Source organism: Atribacter laminatus, assembly GCF_015775515.1.
GTDB classification, from domain to species: Bacteria; Atribacterota; Atribacteria; order Atribacterales; family Atribacteraceae; genus Atribacter; species Atribacter laminatus.
In genome coordinates, this window is the sequence record NZ_CP065383.1 from 2,755,808 (window position 1) to 2,773,401 (window position 17,594).

15 protein-coding genes are annotated in these 17,594 nt (G+C 39.5%); 14 read left to right on the top strand and 1 reads right to left on the bottom strand.

Annotated features, from left to right (window positions below; translation table 11 throughout):
• Positions 1–11 precede the first annotated feature (11 nt).
• The 12 genes from RT761_RS12325 to RT761_RS12380 all read left to right on the top strand — a co-directional run bounded on the left by RT761_RS12325 (position 12) and on the right by RT761_RS12380 (position 13,597).
• The gene (locus RT761_RS12325; RefSeq protein ID WP_218111720.1) at positions 12–1,850 is read left to right on the top strand and encodes an ABC transporter substrate-binding protein; all 1,839 of its coding nucleotides are present in this window, start codon (positions 12–14) and stop codon (positions 1,848–1,850) included.
• Between the two features lie 71 nt (positions 1,851–1,921).
• Positions 1,922–2,953: an ABC transporter permease gene (locus RT761_RS12330; protein WP_343073790.1), complete on the top strand. Its 1,032-nt coding sequence runs from the start codon at positions 1,922–1,924 to the stop codon at positions 2,951–2,953.
• 4 nt (positions 2,954–2,957) lie between these two features.
• A complete protein-coding gene (locus tag RT761_RS12335; RefSeq protein WP_218111722.1) occupies positions 2,958–3,839 on the top strand; it encodes an ABC transporter permease in 882 nt (293 codons plus the stop codon).
• A gap of 10 nt (positions 3,840–3,849) precedes the next feature.
• Entirely contained in the window at positions 3,850–4,863 is a 1,014-nt protein-coding gene (locus RT761_RS12340; protein WP_218111723.1) for an ABC transporter ATP-binding protein, read from the top strand.
• Positions 4,856–5,875, top strand: coding sequence for an ABC transporter ATP-binding protein (locus tag RT761_RS12345; protein WP_218111724.1), 1,020 nt, complete (start codon positions 4,856–4,858; stop codon positions 5,873–5,875). Before RT761_RS12340 ends, RT761_RS12345 begins: the two co-directional genes overlap by 8 nt.
• Positions 5,876–6,022: 147 nt before the next feature.
• Positions 6,023–6,532, top strand: coding sequence for a translation initiation factor IF-3 (gene infC / locus RT761_RS12350; RefSeq protein ID WP_281388070.1), 510 nt, complete (start codon positions 6,023–6,025; stop codon positions 6,530–6,532).
• A gap of 12 nt (positions 6,533–6,544) precedes the next feature.
• Positions 6,545–6,742, top strand: a complete 198-nt coding sequence (gene rpmI, locus RT761_RS12355; RefSeq protein WP_218111725.1) for a 50S ribosomal protein L35 — start codon at positions 6,545–6,547, stop codon at positions 6,740–6,742.
• 58 nt (positions 6,743–6,800) lie between these two features.
• Positions 6,801–7,154: a 50S ribosomal protein L20 gene (rplT, locus tag RT761_RS12360; RefSeq protein WP_218111726.1), complete on the top strand. Its 354-nt coding sequence runs from the start codon at positions 6,801–6,803 to the stop codon at positions 7,152–7,154.
• A gap of 122 nt (positions 7,155–7,276) precedes the next feature.
• Positions 7,277–8,296 (top strand): phenylalanine--tRNA ligase subunit alpha, encoded by a 1,020-nt coding sequence (gene pheS / locus RT761_RS12365; RefSeq protein WP_218111727.1) that lies wholly within the window; start codon positions 7,277–7,279, stop codon positions 8,294–8,296.
• A 15-nt stretch (positions 8,297–8,311) separates the two neighbouring features.
• On the top strand, positions 8,312–10,699 hold the full coding sequence (pheT, locus tag RT761_RS12370) for a phenylalanine--tRNA ligase subunit beta (RefSeq protein ID WP_218111728.1): 2,388 nt from the start codon (positions 8,312–8,314) through the stop codon (positions 10,697–10,699).
• Positions 10,700–10,722: 23 nt separating this feature from the next.
• Positions 10,723–11,265 (top strand): CvpA family protein, encoded by a 543-nt coding sequence (locus tag RT761_RS12375; RefSeq protein ID WP_281388071.1) that lies wholly within the window; start codon positions 10,723–10,725, stop codon positions 11,263–11,265.
• Positions 11,228–13,597, top strand: coding sequence for an endonuclease MutS2 (locus RT761_RS12380; protein ID WP_246465369.1), 2,370 nt, complete (start codon positions 11,228–11,230; stop codon positions 13,595–13,597). Before RT761_RS12375 ends, RT761_RS12380 begins: the two co-directional genes overlap by 38 nt.
• 14 nt (positions 13,598–13,611) lie before the next feature.
• Here RT761_RS12380 and RT761_RS12385 read toward each other — a convergent pair whose 3' ends face one another.
• Positions 13,612–15,576, bottom strand: a complete 1,965-nt coding sequence (locus tag RT761_RS12385; protein ID WP_218111730.1) for a penicillin-binding protein 1A — start codon at positions 15,574–15,576, stop codon at positions 13,612–13,614.
• 139 nt (positions 15,577–15,715) lie between these two features.
• On the opposite strand from RT761_RS12385, the gene RT761_RS12390 reads away from it, so the two are divergent.
• Together RT761_RS12390 and tyrS are read left to right on the top strand one after the other, a co-directional pair.
• Positions 15,716–16,174, top strand: coding sequence for a QueT transporter family protein (locus RT761_RS12390; protein WP_218111731.1), 459 nt, complete (start codon positions 15,716–15,718; stop codon positions 16,172–16,174).
• A gap of 5 nt (positions 16,175–16,179) precedes the next feature.
• Complete coding sequence (gene tyrS, locus RT761_RS12395; protein ID WP_218111732.1) at positions 16,180–17,412, top strand: tyrosine--tRNA ligase; 1,233 nt, start codon at positions 16,180–16,182, stop codon at positions 17,410–17,412.
• The last annotated feature ends 182 nt before the right edge of the window (positions 17,413–17,594 follow it).

The following is a 17,594-nucleotide window of genomic DNA, read 5'->3' on the forward strand; positions in this document are numbered from 1 at the left end:
AGGCATAAAAATTGAAAAAGATTTTGGTTTTGACATGGTTATTGGTTTTTGTATTGGGAATTTCGGTTGCCTTTGCCGAAATAAAAAATCCCGATACGTATGTGTATCTCCATATTGGTGAACCGGATACCCTCGATTCCGGATATGCCTATGATAATGCCAGTGGTGAGGTATTAACCTATGTCTATGAAAATCTCATTTCCTACGATGGAGTAAATCTCCAAAAATTTATCCCCGTTCTGTCAACCGAAGTTCCAACTGCTGAAAATGGTCTTATAAAGGATAATGGCACAACCTACCTATTCCCAATTCGAGAGGGTGTCAAGTTTCACAACGGAAACGAACTTACTCCCGAAGATGTTGAATATTCGTTCGAGCGAAATATCCTTTTTGATCCAGCTAACGGACCACAATGGATGATCATTGAAGCTTTGTTTAATTTCCAGACCCTTGATGATCTGGTTGCCGATAAAGTCGGAACTCCTCTTACCGATATGGTTGATGAAAATGGAAACTTAATCAACCCCGACGATGCCAATAAATTGATAGAATTTTATCAGCAAGTTATTGATCCGGTCATTGAAGTTCAGGACGGTTCGGTAGTGTTCCGCCTGGTGCGTCCCTTTGCACCTTTTCTTTATATTCTCCCGAAACATGCTTACTGGAGCAATATCTTCGATAAAGAAACCTGCGTTGAATGGGGTTGCTGGGATGGGAACGCTGATGGATGGTGGAAATACTATAATGTAAAAAAAGAATCTTCGCCTCTTTATGATAAAGCCAATGGTACAGGCCCTTTCAAATTTACCGAGTGGGATCGAACCCAACAGAAGGTTACCCTGGACCGTTTTGATGGATATTGGGGAGAAAAGGCCAAAATTGCCCAGATTATTGACTGGGGAATTGACGAGTGGGGCACACGACGAGCCATGTTGGAAGCCGGAGATGCCGACCAGATTTATATGCCAGCTCAGTATCTCGATCAGGTTAAAGACTTGGATGATATTAAAATTGAAAGTGGGAAGAGAATCACCGTAACCGCTTTCCATTTTAACTGGACAGTTGATAAAACCAGTGATTTCTTAGGAAGTGGAGCCCTCGATGGGAATGGTATCCCGGCTGATTTCTTTAGTGATATCCATTGCCGCCGTGCTTTTAGCTACGCTTTCGATTATGACACCATGATCCAGGAAGTTTTATTGGGATATGGGGAGCGACCCCCATCAGTTATTCCTTCTGGCATGCTGGGATACAATCCCGATCTTCCCATGTTTGAGTTCGACCTGGCAAAAGCCGAAGAGGAATTCAAAAAAGCTTGGGACGGCAAAGTCTGGGAAAATGGTTTTAAGCTGACTTTGCTTTACAACACTGGGAATGATGCTCGACAAACCGCCTGTGAAATGTTCAAAGAAAACATTGAATCCCTCAATCCCAAATTTAAAATTGATGTACAGGGAGTTCAGTGGCCAAATTACTTGGATGCTTATAAAAGCGGCAAATTACCAGCATTTGTCATTGGCTGGATTGCCGATTATCCCGATCCCCATAACTTCATTTTCACTTATTTCCACAGCAGTGGAGTCTATGGTGGACCCCAAGGAGAAGCCTATATTAATTTTGCTCAAGAAAATCTAAATCCGATCATTGAAGCGGCCATCTCTGAAACCGATGCAACCAAGCGGCAAAATATGTACGAAGAAATTCAGAAAATCGCTTACGAAAATGTGTTAGGTCTTACCTTCTATCAAGAGATAGCGCTTTTCCCAATGAAAACCTGGGTCCAAGGATGGGAATTCAATCCAATACAATCAGGCGAAGCTAATTATAATGGGGTTTATAAAGCCGAATAAATGATTGAAGAATAATGATCGTACTCCGGAGGGAATTCTATTTTCCCTCCGGAGTGGAAGGATTGATAGTTTTGATATTTTATATTATACGGAGAGTCTTATTTATACCTATTACTCTTTTTGGTATTTCTCTCATCGTTTTCTCTATGATTGGCATGCTCAGTCCCTATCAGCGACTTGCCACCTTCATCAGCAGCCCTGACCGCCTAAAAAGTGAAAATGTCGATCAGCTCATTTCTATGTACGGCCTCGATGATCCGATACCTGTTCAGTATGGAAGATGGTTTAAAAATCTGCTTCAAGGAAACCTAGGATGGTCCTATGTTGGAAAAGCTCCGGTTTTGCAAGCTTTACTCCAGCGTTTTCCCTATACCTTAGAACTGACGTTATATTCCGCCATCCCCATTATCTTGATCGGAACCTGGATGGGAGTCCTGTCGGCACTCCATCACAACCGTACCTTGGATCATTCGCTGCGGATTTTTGCCGTGGTAGGGTGGTCCTTTCCTGATTTTGTATTTGGCCTATTCGTTCTCATGATTTTTTATAGTACTTTAGGGCTTTTCCCCCCAGGGAACTTGAGTCTCTGGGCTGAAGGTATTGTTAAATCTACCAGCTTTAGATCTTTTACCGGTATGACAACTATTGATGCGCTTCTCAATGGAAGATTGGATGTTTTTGTAAATGCCTTACGACATCTTGTTGGTCCAGTTCTCACTCTAACCTATGTTCAATTGGCTTACATTCTTCGTATTACCCGATCCTCGATGCTTGATGTTCTCCAACGTGACTATGTCCGTACTGCTCGTGCCAAAGGTTTAGATGAAAGAATTGTTATTAATAAACATGCCAAAAGAAATGCCATGATACCAGTTGCTACCGTGAGTGGCCAAACTATTGTCGGATTGATGGCAGGAACGGTAATTGTCGAAGCAATATTTAATCGGACCGGTTTAGGAAGCTTTTTAGCCTTAGCAGCTCAACAATTAGATTATGCCTCGATTATGGGTGGCGTCCTTTTTTTTGGGCTTATATTGATTATCGGGAACCTTCTGGTTGATATCTCTTATGCTTATATTGATCCTAGGGTTAGGTTGGACTAGAAAAATGAAGTCGGAAACCCATCGGATTATAAAGAAACTATTTCTAAATGCTTCAGCAATTATTGGCTTTGTCCTCTTAGGAGTATTTATTGTAATAGCCATCTTTGCTCCTTTTATAGCTCCTCCTAAAGAGGGGAGAGATCCCTATATGATGCCCATTGTCACCTGGACTTCAAGCCCTCAACCTCCTTCACCGGAACATCCATTTGGGGTAGCCGGGAAAAGGGACATTTTTTATGGAGTAATCTGGGGTACTCGAACCGCTTTTCGTGTGGGAATTATTGTCACTGTCGTTTCAACGCTCATTGGTCTGTTTATCGGATCAATAGCCGGGTATTACGGTAAACTTTTCGATGAAATCCTCATGCGAATCACCGATATCTTTATGGCTATTCCTTTTTTAGTTGCAGCTTTGGTCTTGGCCGCTATCTTAGGAAGCGGATTAAATAAAGTTATGATTGCCATGACGATTTTCGGTTGGATGTATCCTGCTCGTTTAATCCGAGGTAACATTCTTCAAGTGAAAGAAGAACAATATATCATGGCGGCTAAAGCACTTGGTGTAAAAGATTATTTAATCATCATTCGCCATGTCCTTCCCAATACAATTTTTCCGGTATTGATACAAGCCTCAATGCGCATGGGTTCATTAGTTATTACAGCTGCTGCCCTCAGTTTCCTGGGAGTTGGAGCTCCACAAGGATATTCTGATTGGGGAGCACTTCTCAATTATTCTCGAAACTGGATGTTAGGAGGACAGGGCGAAGCTCTTCTTTATTGGTACTCTACTGTCTTCCCTGGTGCAGCGATGGTTCTCTTTGTTTTATCTTGGAACTTAGTCGGGGATGCCCTTCGAGATGTATTTGATCCTCGGTTAAGGGTGTAAGGAGTCAATTATGAACACGAATGACACAATTTTGAACATAGAAAACCTCAAAGTGTATTTTTATAATGATTATGGCCAGGAACTCAAAGCTGTAGACGACATCAGTTTCCAAGTTTACAAAGGTGAAACCATTGCCTTGGTTGGTGAATCGGGATGTGGAAAAAGTGTTACTTCTTTAGCTCTGATGCGATTGATTGATAGCAATGGAAAAATCGTTGGTGGAAAAATAAATTTTAATAATTCTGATTTACTTTTTCTATCTGAAAAACAGATGCAAAATATCCGAGGAAAAGATATTTCTATGATTTTTCAAGAACCTGCTTCAGCACTCAATCCGGTTTATACCATCGGTGATCAAATTATTGAAGCAATCACCCTTCACCAAAAGGTCGGCCACCACGAAGCCCGAAAGCGAGCAGTAGAGATGTTTAAATTGGTAGGAATTCCTGATCCAGAAAAAAGGTTAAACGAATATCCTCATGAATTGTCAGGGGGAATGAAACAAAGAGGCATGATTGCTATGGCACTCTCTTGTCATCCCCAACTTCTCATAGCCGATGAACCAACCACTTCTTTGGATGTAACCATCCAGGCACAAATTATTGAATTAATGATCAGTCTTCAAAAACAGCTTAATATGGCAGTTATCCTCATCACCCACGATTTAGGGATTGTCGCCAACATGGCGAAACGAATTATTGTAATGTATGCCGGAAAAATTGTTGAAGAAGGAGACCGCCACGATATTTTCAAAAATCCTTGTCATCCTTATACCATTGGTTTACTCCGTTCTATCCCTCGTTTAGATATCGAGCAGGAAAAACTCGATTCAATCCCGGGTATGGTTCCTGATCCTTCACAATTTCCCCAAGGATGCCGATTTCGAAACCGCTGTTCCTTTGAAGATGAACAATGCCTCAATCAACCAAATAAAGTTAACGTCAGTTTAAACCATTTTGTCTATTGCCATCACTGGAAAAAAATAAACCAACATTCAATAGAAAAGTGCAAAATTGATGAATAATGTACCTCTTTTAAAAATTGAAAATTTAAAAAAATATTTTCCAGTTAAAGCCGGTGTCTTTCGCTCAACCGTTGGGTGGGTGAAAGCAGTTGATGATATCAGTTTTGAAGTCCATGCTGGAGAAACTTTCGGTGTTGTCGGAGAATCAGGCTGTGGAAAGAGTACTTTGGGTTTGACTATTCTCCGTTTATACGAACCATCATCAGGACGGATAATTTTTGATGGGAAAGAAATTCATAATCTCACCCAATCACAATTCATTCAATATCGGAAAAATCTCCAAATGATTTTTCAGGATCCTTTTAGTTCTTTAAATCCAAGAATGACTGTGGGATCCATAATCGAAGAAGGAATGAATATCCATAAGATTGGTAAATCTCAAGAGCGATCGGCTATGGTTACGGATCTTCTTAAAAAAGTTGGTCTTCAGAGTGATGGTGTAAATCGATTTCCCCATGAATTTTCGGGAGGGCAAAGACAGCGGATTGGCATTGCTCGAGCTTTAGCTATGAACCCTAAGCTGATCATTGCTGATGAAGCGGTCTCCGCACTTGACGTCTCCATTCGTTCTCAAATAATTAATTTAATGATCGATTTAAAAAACGAATTTCACTTAACCTATATTTTTATTTCTCACGATCTTTCGATTATTAAACATGTCTGTGATCGAATTATGGTCATGTATTTAGGAAAAACTGTTGAAATAGCACCTCGTTATCAACTTTTCCAAGCACCACTTCATCCCTATACCGTCGCACTGATATCAGCTGTTCCAGTTCCTGACCCTGATTATCACATTGAAAGGATAATTTTACCAGGGGATGTACCCAGCCCAATTGATCCTCCTTCCGGATGCCGATTCCATCCCCGTTGTCCGGTAGCTCAAAAAAGGTGTTCCGAAGTAGAACCTCACTTAGTTGATCAAGGGAGTGGTCATTTTGTTGCCTGCCATTACCCAGGAAGCTTGTCAATAAGTACACCAATGATATTGACGACTGACGGTATTATATGATATTTTTGTTTGGCTATTTGTCTTAAACCAACCCAATCGGTCCATTGATTTTTTTTTGTTCTCATTGCATAATAAGGTGTTCTATTTATTCAATAGGAATACTGTGAAGATACACGCTCTAGGAAAAAATATTGGGAGGCGATACATATCGAGGTAAAATATCGCGTAAACAATCAAATACGAGCTCGGGAAGTCAGATTGATTTCCTTCGAAGGAGAACAACTGGGAGTTGTGCCAATCAAAAAAGCCCTTGAATTAGCAGAAGAAGCTGGTTATGATTTAGTTGAAGTTGCCCCAGAAGCGAACCCACCAGTTTGTAAAATTATTGATTTTGGCAAATTTAAGTATGAAAAAGAGAAGAAGGCAAAATTCTCTCGAAAGAAACAGAAAGTATCTGAGCTGAAAGAGCTCAAGATGAGGCCAAAAATCGATGAACACGACTATCAGGTAAAGTTAAAAAGTGCTATCCGGTTTCTGGAAGATGGCGATCGAGTCAAATTTACCATTCGGTTTCGAGGGCGAGAGGCTGCCTATGTTGATAAAGGTGTATTATTACTCCAGAAAATAGCTGATGATTTGAATGAGCTCAGTAAAATCGAGCAGGAAATAAAAAACGAAGGTCGGAACCTTACTATGACCATTGCTCCCAAGAAATGAGGAGGATCATTAATGCCAAAAATGAAAACCCATCGCGGTTTAGCTAAACGGGTAAAGATAACTGCGAAAGGAAAAATAAAGGTGGCTCATGGAGGAAAGAGCCATCATTTACATCAAAAAGAACAAGATCGCAAAAGACGGTTACGTAAAACGGTGATTGTTGATAAATCCGTAGAAAAGCGCATTAAGAAGCTTTTGCCCTATGCCTAATTACAGATATCATTGAATTGAATAAGTGAAAATTGGTTGGAAAGATAGGTGATTTTCATTGCCAAGAGTTAAAAATAGCGTGGCGTCTCGACAGAGAAAAAAGAAAATAATGAAATTAGCCAGTGGTTATCGGGGTTCACGTTCCCGTTCCTATCGGCGAGCAAATGAACAAGTTTTAAAATCTCAATTTTATGCTTATCGTGATCGAAAAAACAAAAAGAGAGACTTTCGACGCTTATGGATCGTTCGTATTAATGCTGCGGTTCGGGAACATGGGTTAAAATATAACCAGTTTATGTTTGCTTTAAAGAAAGCCGGTATTGTAATTGACCGAAAGAATTTATCCAATATTGCCATAACGGATCCAGTGGCATTTGCGCATCTCGTTGAGGTTGCCAAATCAGCAACCTAAGTCTATCATTAAGGTAAAAGTTAAAATAAAATGCGATACCACTCTCCACATGGTATCGCATTTTATTTTAATGGTTTTTCCACGAGCAACCCTCTAGTTGATATTGTTGATGGGAGGAAAAGATGTTGACTGATTTAAATAATGTTCTTGAAAAATTTCAGAATGAAATCGAACAGGTAAAAACCCTTGATGATTTAAACCGCTTAAAAGGAAAATACATCGGTCGAAAGGGACAACTTAATGATTTATTTAAAGAAATCACCCAGCTATCCCCCGACGAAAAAAAGGATTTGGGACAAAAAATTAATCATTTAAAAGGTTTGATAGATAGTCGGCTTCAGGAGAAATTAAAAGAACTTACCCAGAAATTAAAACCATCTAGTAAAGTTGATATCTCTCTACCAGGGAAAAAATCCTGGGTAGGGTCACTCCATCCCATTCAATTAACCTGTCACCAAATCCTAACAATTTTCCATAGTTTGGGTTTTCGAATTGAGTCAGGACCGGAAATTGAAAGTGAATATTACAACTTCGAAGCACTGAATTTTCCACCTGATCACCCAGCCCGGGATGCTCAGGATTCTTTTTTTCTCGATGAAGAGTATTTATTACGAACCCATACGTCACCTGCTCAAATTCGAATTATGCAAAAATTACAACCACCCTTTAAAGTGGTTGTACCGGGAAAATGTTTTCGTCGGGATGCAATGGATGCCTCTCATAGCCCCATGTTTCACCAAGTTGAGGGCTTAGTAGTTGCCGAATCAATTTCCATGGGCGATTTGAAAGGAACTATTGAAATATTTGCCCGACGTTTTTTTGGGAGCGACCGACAGCTTCGCTTTCGTCCCAGTTTTTTTCCTTTTACCGAACCAAGTGCTGAAGTTGACATTTCTTGTGGTCTGTGCCAAGGGAAGGGATGCCGTTCTTGTGGACAAACAGGATGGTTAGAAATAATGGGAGCAGGGTTGGTTCATCCTAAAGTTTTCGAAAACGCCGGTTATGACCCCCATCAAGTCCGGGGTTTCGCTTTTGGAATGGGAATCGATCGAGCCGCTTTGTTGAAATTCGATATACCCGATATCCGTTGGCTTTTTGAAAATGATATGTCTTTTATCGAGCAATTCCAAGCTATTCAATAGGAGTATCCAAATACAATGAAAGTTTCCTATTCAATTCTCAAACGTTTTTTACCAGATCTTAACTATACAGTTGAAAAGATAGCTGAGACTCTCACTTCTCAGGGATTTGTGATCGAAAACATAACAAATGCTGCTGATGTTTTTTCTCCTACTTTAACTTCAGGGACAATCGTTAAACGGAAGTCCGGCATTGTTTATGATGTGTGTACCATTCAAATGAAAGAGCACCAATACGATATCAAATGCGAAAAATGGGGAATACCGGAAATCGGAAAAAGGGTTATATTGAATTTAATAGGAAATTCGATAAGCACACAACCCCTTCTAAATCAACGTATACCAGAAAAAGAAGAATTTTTTATTGAACTCCCCGATACTCTGAAAGTCGAAGAAGGAGAAGCCATATTCCCGCAGATAATTGGTGATGACTGGGTCTTAGATGTCGAAATCACCGCCAATCGCGGAGATTGTATGTCAATTATCGGCTTGGTGAGGGAAATAGCAGCAGGTTTGGATTTAGATTATCAAATACCTCCTCATCAATTAACTGTTGATGAAATCAACAGCAACTATCAAGTAAGTATAAATGATCAAGATCTTTGTTCTTTTTACAGCGGTCGGTTAGCAAAAAATTTTAAAATCAAACCTTCCCCATGGTGGATCGTTCGTGAACTTTATCTTTTGGGGCAACGTCCCATCAATCAGGTCGTTGATGTGACTAATTTAGTCATGATGGAAACCGGCCAACCACTTCATGCTTTTAATGCATCGGGATTATCCGACCAAACAATTATCGTGAGAAGAGCGAAAAATAATGAATCATTGGTAACTCTAGATGGGGTGGAAAGAAAATTAAACAATAATATGTTGGTGATTGCAGACGCAAAGCGGCCAGTAGCCATCGCCGGCATTATGGGTGGATATGAATCGGAAGTTTCACCTGATACTCAGGAGGTTTTCTTAGAAGCAGCAATATTTGTAGGAAGCCAAGTCCGTAAAACAGCACGGGAATTAGGATTACGAACTGAAGCTTCCGCTCGCTTTGAAAGGGGAGTCGATCCTGGATCGGTATTATATGCCAGCCAGCGAGCGCTTTCCCTTTTTAAGGAAATTGATCCTTCGATCAAGATTTTAAAAGACTGGGTAGTGGATGGTGAAGCTGTTGCGCCAGAACCAGAAATTGAATTCTCATGCTCCTGGGTTGAAGAAATCATGGACTGTAAAATTCCACTGGAAAAAATGCAAACAATTTTAACCAAGTTAGGATTTGTCCTTCTATCTCAACCTAATGACTCTGTGATCAAAGTTAAGATTCCTTCCTGGCGATCGGATGTCCAACAACCGATTGACTGTGTCGAGGAAATTGGTCGTATCTTCGGATATGATCATATTCAATCTCAAATTCCCAGCTTCCCTTTTGACCCAGGTAATTCCTGCAGAGAGCTCTTATGGGAAGGTGTTCTCCGTGGCTTTTTGCGTTCAAAAGGTTTAAAAGAATGTGTTTCGCTTTCTTTGACCAGCCAGACCAACTGTGATCTTTTAGGCATTCCCGATACTGACGTTATCCGGGTTATGAATCCGCTTTCACAAGATCATGTCATCCTTCGTCCGAATTTAATCATAAGCGCCTTGGATACCTTAAGAATCAACATTGCTCGAGGACGAGAAAATTTTGGTTTTTTTGAATATGGAGAAGTGTTTTCTCGAACCAACAACTCGAACAATCCTTATAAGGAAGAAAGGCGGTTAGTTGTTGTTTTAAGCGGTTTTTCTTATCCTGCTTATTGGCAACAAATTTCCCAGGTAGATATTTTCTCCCTGAAAGGTTTTGCCGAAAGCCTCGTTGATCTTGTTGGATATCCACTTCAGATGGTAAATTGGCAACCTTTAGGCGAAAATACATATTTTGATTCGAATCTTTCGTTTTGCGGTATACTAAAAAATGGTGTTGAAATTTTTAGAGGAGGATTGATTGATAAAACCATCAGTGATGCCTTTGGTTTTTGGGGAGAACATTACTGTTTAGAAGTTGCCTGGCAAAAACTCCTCCATCAATTAGAATTGAAGGATTTTCAAATCCAGGAGATCAACCGATATCCTTCAATTCGGCGAGACATTTCCATTGTAGTCAACCAAAATCAGGTTTGGAAAAACGTCGAATCTTTGGTATTAAAAGTCGCTTCTTCCCATAACTTACCCATTGAAAAAGTCGAACTATTTGACTCTTATCAGGGGAAACATCTTCCTCCGGGGAAGAAAACCTTTTCTTATTCTATGGTTTTCCGTTCAGCACAAAAAACTCTAACCGACAACGAAGTCGATGAGTGGGTGAACATCATCAAAGCAGCGATTAAAAAAGAACCGGAAATACTCCTCCGGGAGGAACTCACAGGAGGATTCTAATCGACTGGTATAGCATAATTTGCATTTTTATCCTTATACTCAATGTTATTCGAAGTTCAATCCGGGGTTTCAGTAAAGAGATTCTGGCTTTGACAGGAGTGGTGATTGGTCTTCTGAGTGCATTGCGGTTTCATCAGGACCTCAGTCAATTTTTGACCAATCTCCTTCATTGGAATTCAGTCTGGATGAATTTGATTAGTTTTTTTGTGATCTTCATACCAGTCGTTCTTTTATTTTCCTGGGTAGGCATGTTTTTTCGAAAAGTTTTCGAAGGTCTTGATATTGTATGGTTTGATGCCATTTTAGGCTTCATTATTGGTATCTTGAAAGGTTTTCTCTGGATCTCCATTATTACTCTTTTTGTGCTCAATGTTTCTTTTCTCGAATTTCTCAATAACGGTATTTATCAATCCCGTTTTTACCAGAGTTTTACCCAGCCAATCATTGTTTCAATTGATTCAATGGTCCAAAAAATTCCTGAATTTTCCTTTCTTGGGGTTTATTTAGAAAAGGGTTTAGATCAAAGTGATGATGAACTTATCCAAAGATATATTGAAGAATTTTGATTTTGATAAAATACTCGATCAGCTGAGTTCTGCTTGTGTTTGTGAAGTTTCCCGCGAAAAAATGATGGAATTGCATCCCTATACCAACCCAGAAGCAATGAATCAAAGGTTGCAAACCGTCCAACAGCTTTTTGATTTTATCACTTTCGACGGGAGTTTGGATCTCTCTGGTTTAAGCGACCTTCGCGAAATTTTTCAAAAAATCGCCATCCCTGGGTCAGTTCTCAGTTTATACCAAGTCATTCTTCTTTTTAACTTTTTACTCTTATGTGAAAAAACCAAACGTCTCCAAAAGGCAACCCGAATAGATGAGAAGTATCCACTTCTTACAGTTTTTTTCAATGACATTGAAAGCTATACTTCTCTTATCAAGAAAATAAAATTGATCTGTTCGCCTGAGGGGTTTATTCTCGATTCCGCCAGCCCTCGTCTCCGTGATATTCGAAGACGTCTGAACCATCTTCAAGCAGAAGTTCGAACCACTATTGAAAAATGTTTGCATAACCGGGACATAGCTCCTTTCCTTCAGGATGCAACTTATACTATTCGACGAGGAAGATACGTGATTCCCATCAAATCAGAGTTTCGAGGACGAATCGATGGAATTGTAGCCGATTATTCTTCATCTGGTTCCTCAGTCTTCATTGAACCAAAACCGATTCTCTATCTCAATAATGAATTAGAAGTATTAACTATTCAAGAAAAAGATGAAATCGATACTATTCTTCTGAAATTGGCCAATGATTTGAGACCGTATCTCAGTCAACTTGAATCTTCATTCCAAGCGATGCTCGAGTTGGATATTCTCCACGCTCAGTCACAATTAGCTCGAAAGTGGCGAGCCCATATCCCCAGGGTAGGAGAAAAAGACCTCATCATCAAAGAAGGCCGACATCCTCTCTTAGGAGAAAAAGCGGTTCCTTTTTCCCTTCAAATAAGTTCCGATAAAAAAACCATGGTTATTAGCGGACCGAATGCTGGGGGAAAAACTGTTTTGTTAAAAAGTCTGGCTTTAATCGTTTATCTTGCCCATTGTGGAATTCCAGTTCCAGTAAATCCTGGCTCTTCATTACCTTTTTATCATCATCTTTTTGTCGATATTGGAGACCATCAGGATATCGAACAAAACCTCAGTACCTTTACTTATCGTCTTTCTGCTTTTCAGGAATCACTTACTCAGCTTTCATCTGAAAGTTTATATTTAATTGATGAAATTGGAGCCGGAACCGATCCTAACGAAGGCTCGGCATTAGCGATTGGAATGATTGACTTTCTTGGTCAACAAGGAGCAACCTGTATCGCAACCACTCACTATCCTTTAATAAAAAGCTATGTTTCTCAACACCCCGCCATGATCTCAGCATCGATGGAGTTCAATCCAATCCTTTTTCAACCAACTTATCGTCTCCTCGTTGATGAAATCGGGGAAAGTTATGGAATCAAAATAGCTGAAAATATTGGTATTCCCCAACCGGTAATCAAGATTGCTCTTCAACAGCTTCAAAAAGAGTGGATCGATCTCAATGAATTAATTATCTCCAATCGGAAAAAAAACCAAGAATTAAATATTCAGTTATTAGAATGGCAAGAAAAGGTAAAAGACGCTACCAATCGGCAGAGGGAGGTTGTACAGCTTCAAGAACAACTGGAATCACAAAAAAAAATCCTTATAAAAGATTTTCAGGAAAAATTAACCCAATACCTCAAAAAAACTCGGGATGATATATCGCAACTCATCGGTCAATTAAGAAAAGAAAAAACTCTTGATGAAAGTGTGTATCAAGAGCTCAAAGAACGAGTTGATCCAAAGTTCTATCTGACCCAAGAGCTAACCTGGTCACCATCAGAAGAAACCATAAAGGATTCTCCACAGGCGGTTTTTCAAGCTGGTGAAAAAGTGATGGTTGATATTTTCCAACAGGAAGGTGAAATAATATCTATTGATGATTTAAAAAATGAAGCCACGGTCGTGGTCAATGGTCGCAAATGTGTCCTTTCTATCAATCATCTTCAAAAAAAATCCAAAGAGGAAGAATTCTCATCCTCTCTCCAGCGGAGCTATTCTTTCCAACCCTCTTTGAATAATGTGAGAAATCAAATTGAAATTCGGATGATGAAAGCCGAAGATGCTCGAGAAAAACTAGATAAATATTTTGATCAAGTGCTCTTAGCTGGATTTAAAACTGTTTATATCATTCACGGGAAAGGAGAGGGAATTTTAAGAAAAGTTACTCACGAATTTCTACAGGATAACCCTGCAGTAGAAAGCTATCGCAACGGCTTGCCCGAAGAAGGAGGCTTGGGGGTAACAGTCGTAATCCTCAAAGATTGACAGCAAAATAACCATCATTCGGTACATCGATCACAGGTTTTGGTCGGTACTGTCCCAGCTTTAAAAGGCAAAACAATGGTTTTTTTACAGGAAGAGGAGGGAAGAAGTCCCGATTTTAAACAAACCGACCTATCAACTACAGATTCCGGTCGGATGAAATCCTGCTTTGGCAGGTTTTCATGGGCAGCTTTCATAACTTTAGCAAAAATTGGAGCGGCAATTATTCCACCGGTTTTCGACTCTCCCAAGGGTTTGCGATCGTCATTCCCCAGAAAAACCCCACATACCATATCGGGAGTAAATCCAACAAACAAGGCATCAATAAAATCTTCGGTTGAACCAGTTTTACCACCCGCCGGACGACCGATATTTGCCCGTCTGGCTGTTCCCCGTTCAATAACTCCCTGGAGTAATCGAGCCATGACATAGGCAGTATCAGCCGGTATGGCCTGGCGCACAGTTTTATTGCTGGAATAGATTACATTACCTTCCCAATCGACAATTTTAGTAATGGCGTACGGTTCAGGAATACGTCCTTCGTTGGCAAAAGCACAATAGGCATTAACTAATTCCATTAAAGTGACCTCTGAGGTGCCTAAAGCAAGCGATAGATTTTTTTGGAGTTGTGATTTCACTTGCATCCTTTTGGCATAATTAATAACCTCGTCGGTTCCCAATTGTTGCAACAGCTTGATAGCAATAATATTGATCGACTGCTCTAAGGCTTCATGAATTTGAATTGATCCACGAAAAGTTTTATCATAGTTTTTCGGTTTCCAACCATCGGGGAACTGGAGTGGTTCATCAACATACCAATCTACCGCAGTGATCCCATTTTCAATGGCGGTCGTGTAAATAAAGGGTTTAAATGTCGAACCCGGTTGCCGATAAGCCTGAGTCGCTCGATTAAATTTACTTTCCTGATAATCTTTTCCACCTACCATAGCTAAAATTTCCCCACTTTTGGGATCCATACAAAGTACAGCGCCTTGATAACCACTTTCTTGCAAGGCTTCGGTAGCAACTTTCTGGATATCTAAATTAAGAGTGGTATACACTTTTAATCCACCGTTAAAAACCATTTCTCCGTCATATTTGGCTAATAACTCCTTTAAAATGTGGTCAATGAAATAGGGGGCACCTGATGGAATATTTTTAAGACCAGATAGAACAATGGGCGTCTCTATTGCTCTTTCCATTTCTGACTGGTCAATATATCCTCTTTCGGTCATAAGGCGTAAAACCCGTCTCTGTTGTAGTTGGGCAGCTCGAAGGTTCACATAGGGGGAAAAATTCCCTGGAGATCGCTGTATTCCAACCAACATCGCTATTTCCGCCAAATTCAATTGGGAAAGATTTTTTCCAAAATAGACTAAAGCTGCGGTTTTTACCCCATAAACTCCATGCCAAAAATAAATTTGATTGAGATGTGCTTCTAAAATTTGGTCTTTGGTGTATTTTCTTTCGATAAACAAAGCCAGAACCTGTTCCTTAATTTTTCGGTTAATAATTCTTTCATGGGAAAGAAAACGGTTTCGGGCTAATTGCTGAGTAATGGTGCTGGCTCCCTCCACAATTCGGCGGTTTATAATATTTTGAAGAGTTGCCCTCAAAATACCGATGATATCTATTCCTGGATGCTGGTAGAAGTTTTGATCTTCGCTGGCTATAAAAGCTTTTTGGAGCAGTTCAGGAATATCGGCAAGAGCAACATACTCACGGTTTTCAGTATAGAGTTCGTGGATCAGTCGATCTTGGTTATCATAAACCCGGGTGGTGAAAGATGGTCGAAAATTATCGATCTGACTGGAAATAACGCGAATATCATCTAAATAAAAAAACTGAACCAATAAGAAAAAAATAATACCAGCTAAAATGCCAAAAATAAATGCCGAGAATAATGGTAAACGAAAAATCTTTGATCGAGAACGTCGTCGTATCTTTATTTTTAAAAGGTTCTCTTTTGATTCTTTATTCATCAATCTTCCCATATTTATGACCAAGAGTTTTCATTTGATTGGGTTTTGATATAATTTCACTAAAGCTTTATTATATCATTCAATTCTCTTTTTTTAGTATTCTATATGAAATAGTCAACCGATTGGATAGGTGAATTCAATGAAGAAACTACCACGTATGGCATTGATTGCCGCACTCTATGCAGCCTTTACTATTCTGCCACCTTTTTATGCTTTTGCATACGGTCCAATACAAATCAGAGTCGCAGAAGCCTTTACCGTTTTACCTTTTCTATTTCCTGAAACAATTTTTGGTTTAACCATTGGATGTTTTTTGGCGAATCTCTTGGGACAGGTTGGGTTTCTGGATATCGTCTTTGGAACCCTCATTACTTTTTTGGCTGCCTTGGTTACTTCAAAAATGAAAAAAGCTTACTTGGCTCCCTTGCCTCCGGTCTTATTCAATTCCTTTGGTGTTTCTTTGTATCTCGCTAAACTTTTTCAAGTTCCCTATTTTTATTCCGTTTTTTATATTATGATAGGAGAACTTATTGCCTGCTATGGTATCGGATATCCGATCTTAAAAATCTTGCTTAAACGTGGAATAGTTAGGAGATGATTAGATTGAGTTTTGAAAAAAGAGCAACTCAAGACCTCGAGATTCTCTGCCGAGGAGTCGAAGACATTATAAATCCCGAAGACCTCCAAAAAAAATTAATTCGCTATTATCAAACCGGACAGCCTTTAATTATTAAAGAAGGATTTGATCCCAGTGCACCTGATATCCATCTGGGACATACCGTTACCCTTAGAAAACTGAAGCAGTTTCAGCTTCTTGGCCATCAAGTCGTTTTTCTGGTAGGTGATTTTACTGGTCGTATCGGTGATCCAACCGGTAAAAAAGAAGCCCGGAAACAATTGACCGAAGAAGAAGTTTTAGCCAACGCGAAAACCTATTCAGAACAAGCTTTTAAAATTCTTGACCCAGAGAAAACCATTATTAAATTCAACAGTAAATGGCTTAAGAATCTTTCTTTTGTCGATATCATTGAAATTACTGCTCATTTTACGGTAGCCCGCATGTTAGAAAGAGAAGACTTCCATCAACGCTTATCAAATGGAAAACCGGTCGGATTGCATGAATTTCTTTATCCTATCATGCAAGCTTACGACTCGGTTGCTCTGCATGCCGATGTCGAGTTAGGGGGAACTGACCAACGTTTCAACTTACTCATGGGTCGTGATTTACAAAGAGAGTTTGGCCAAGAGCCTCAAGTAGTCATGATGATGCCATTGTTAGAGGGTACCGATGGAGTTGAAAAAATGAGCAAGAGTCTCGGTAATTACATCGCGGTAAATGACTCACCCTTTGAAATGTTTGGTAAAATTATGTCAATTCCTGATTCTCTTATAAAAAAATATTTTATACTCCTCACCGATATCCCCATGGATACGATTCTTAAATGGGAAAGGGATTTTTCTAATAATCTTCTCCATCCTCGAGATTGGAAAATAACTCTCGCCAAAGAAATCGTCTCTATATATCATGGGTCAGCTCATTCCAACCAAGCTTTAGAAGACTTCGAACGGGCTTTTGCCAAAAAAGAAAGGCCCGAAGACGCTCAAATACTTACTTTTACTGATGATGACTTAAAAGATGAAAAAATCTGGGTTATTTCCTTGCTTCTTAAAACTGGCGTATCTCATTCAAAAAGTGAAATACGAAGATTAATCGAGCAGGGAGGAGTATATCTCGACAACGAGAGGATATCGGATCCAAATTCTGATATCCAAATTAAAGATGACCAGTTTCTTCGGGTTGGGAAAAAGCTCTTTTTCAAGATCAAAAAAAAATAAAATGAGAAATCTGCAAATTAGAAGCGAAAGATACTCATCTCTATTTATTGAAAGCATGGATGGATATATTTTTCTTAATCCCTTGTATTTATCTTATCTTCTCGTCACTCTATTAAATTCCTGATTTATAATGGCTACATTCATATATTTATAGAGGATAAATTTGCAACCAAAGCCAAGTT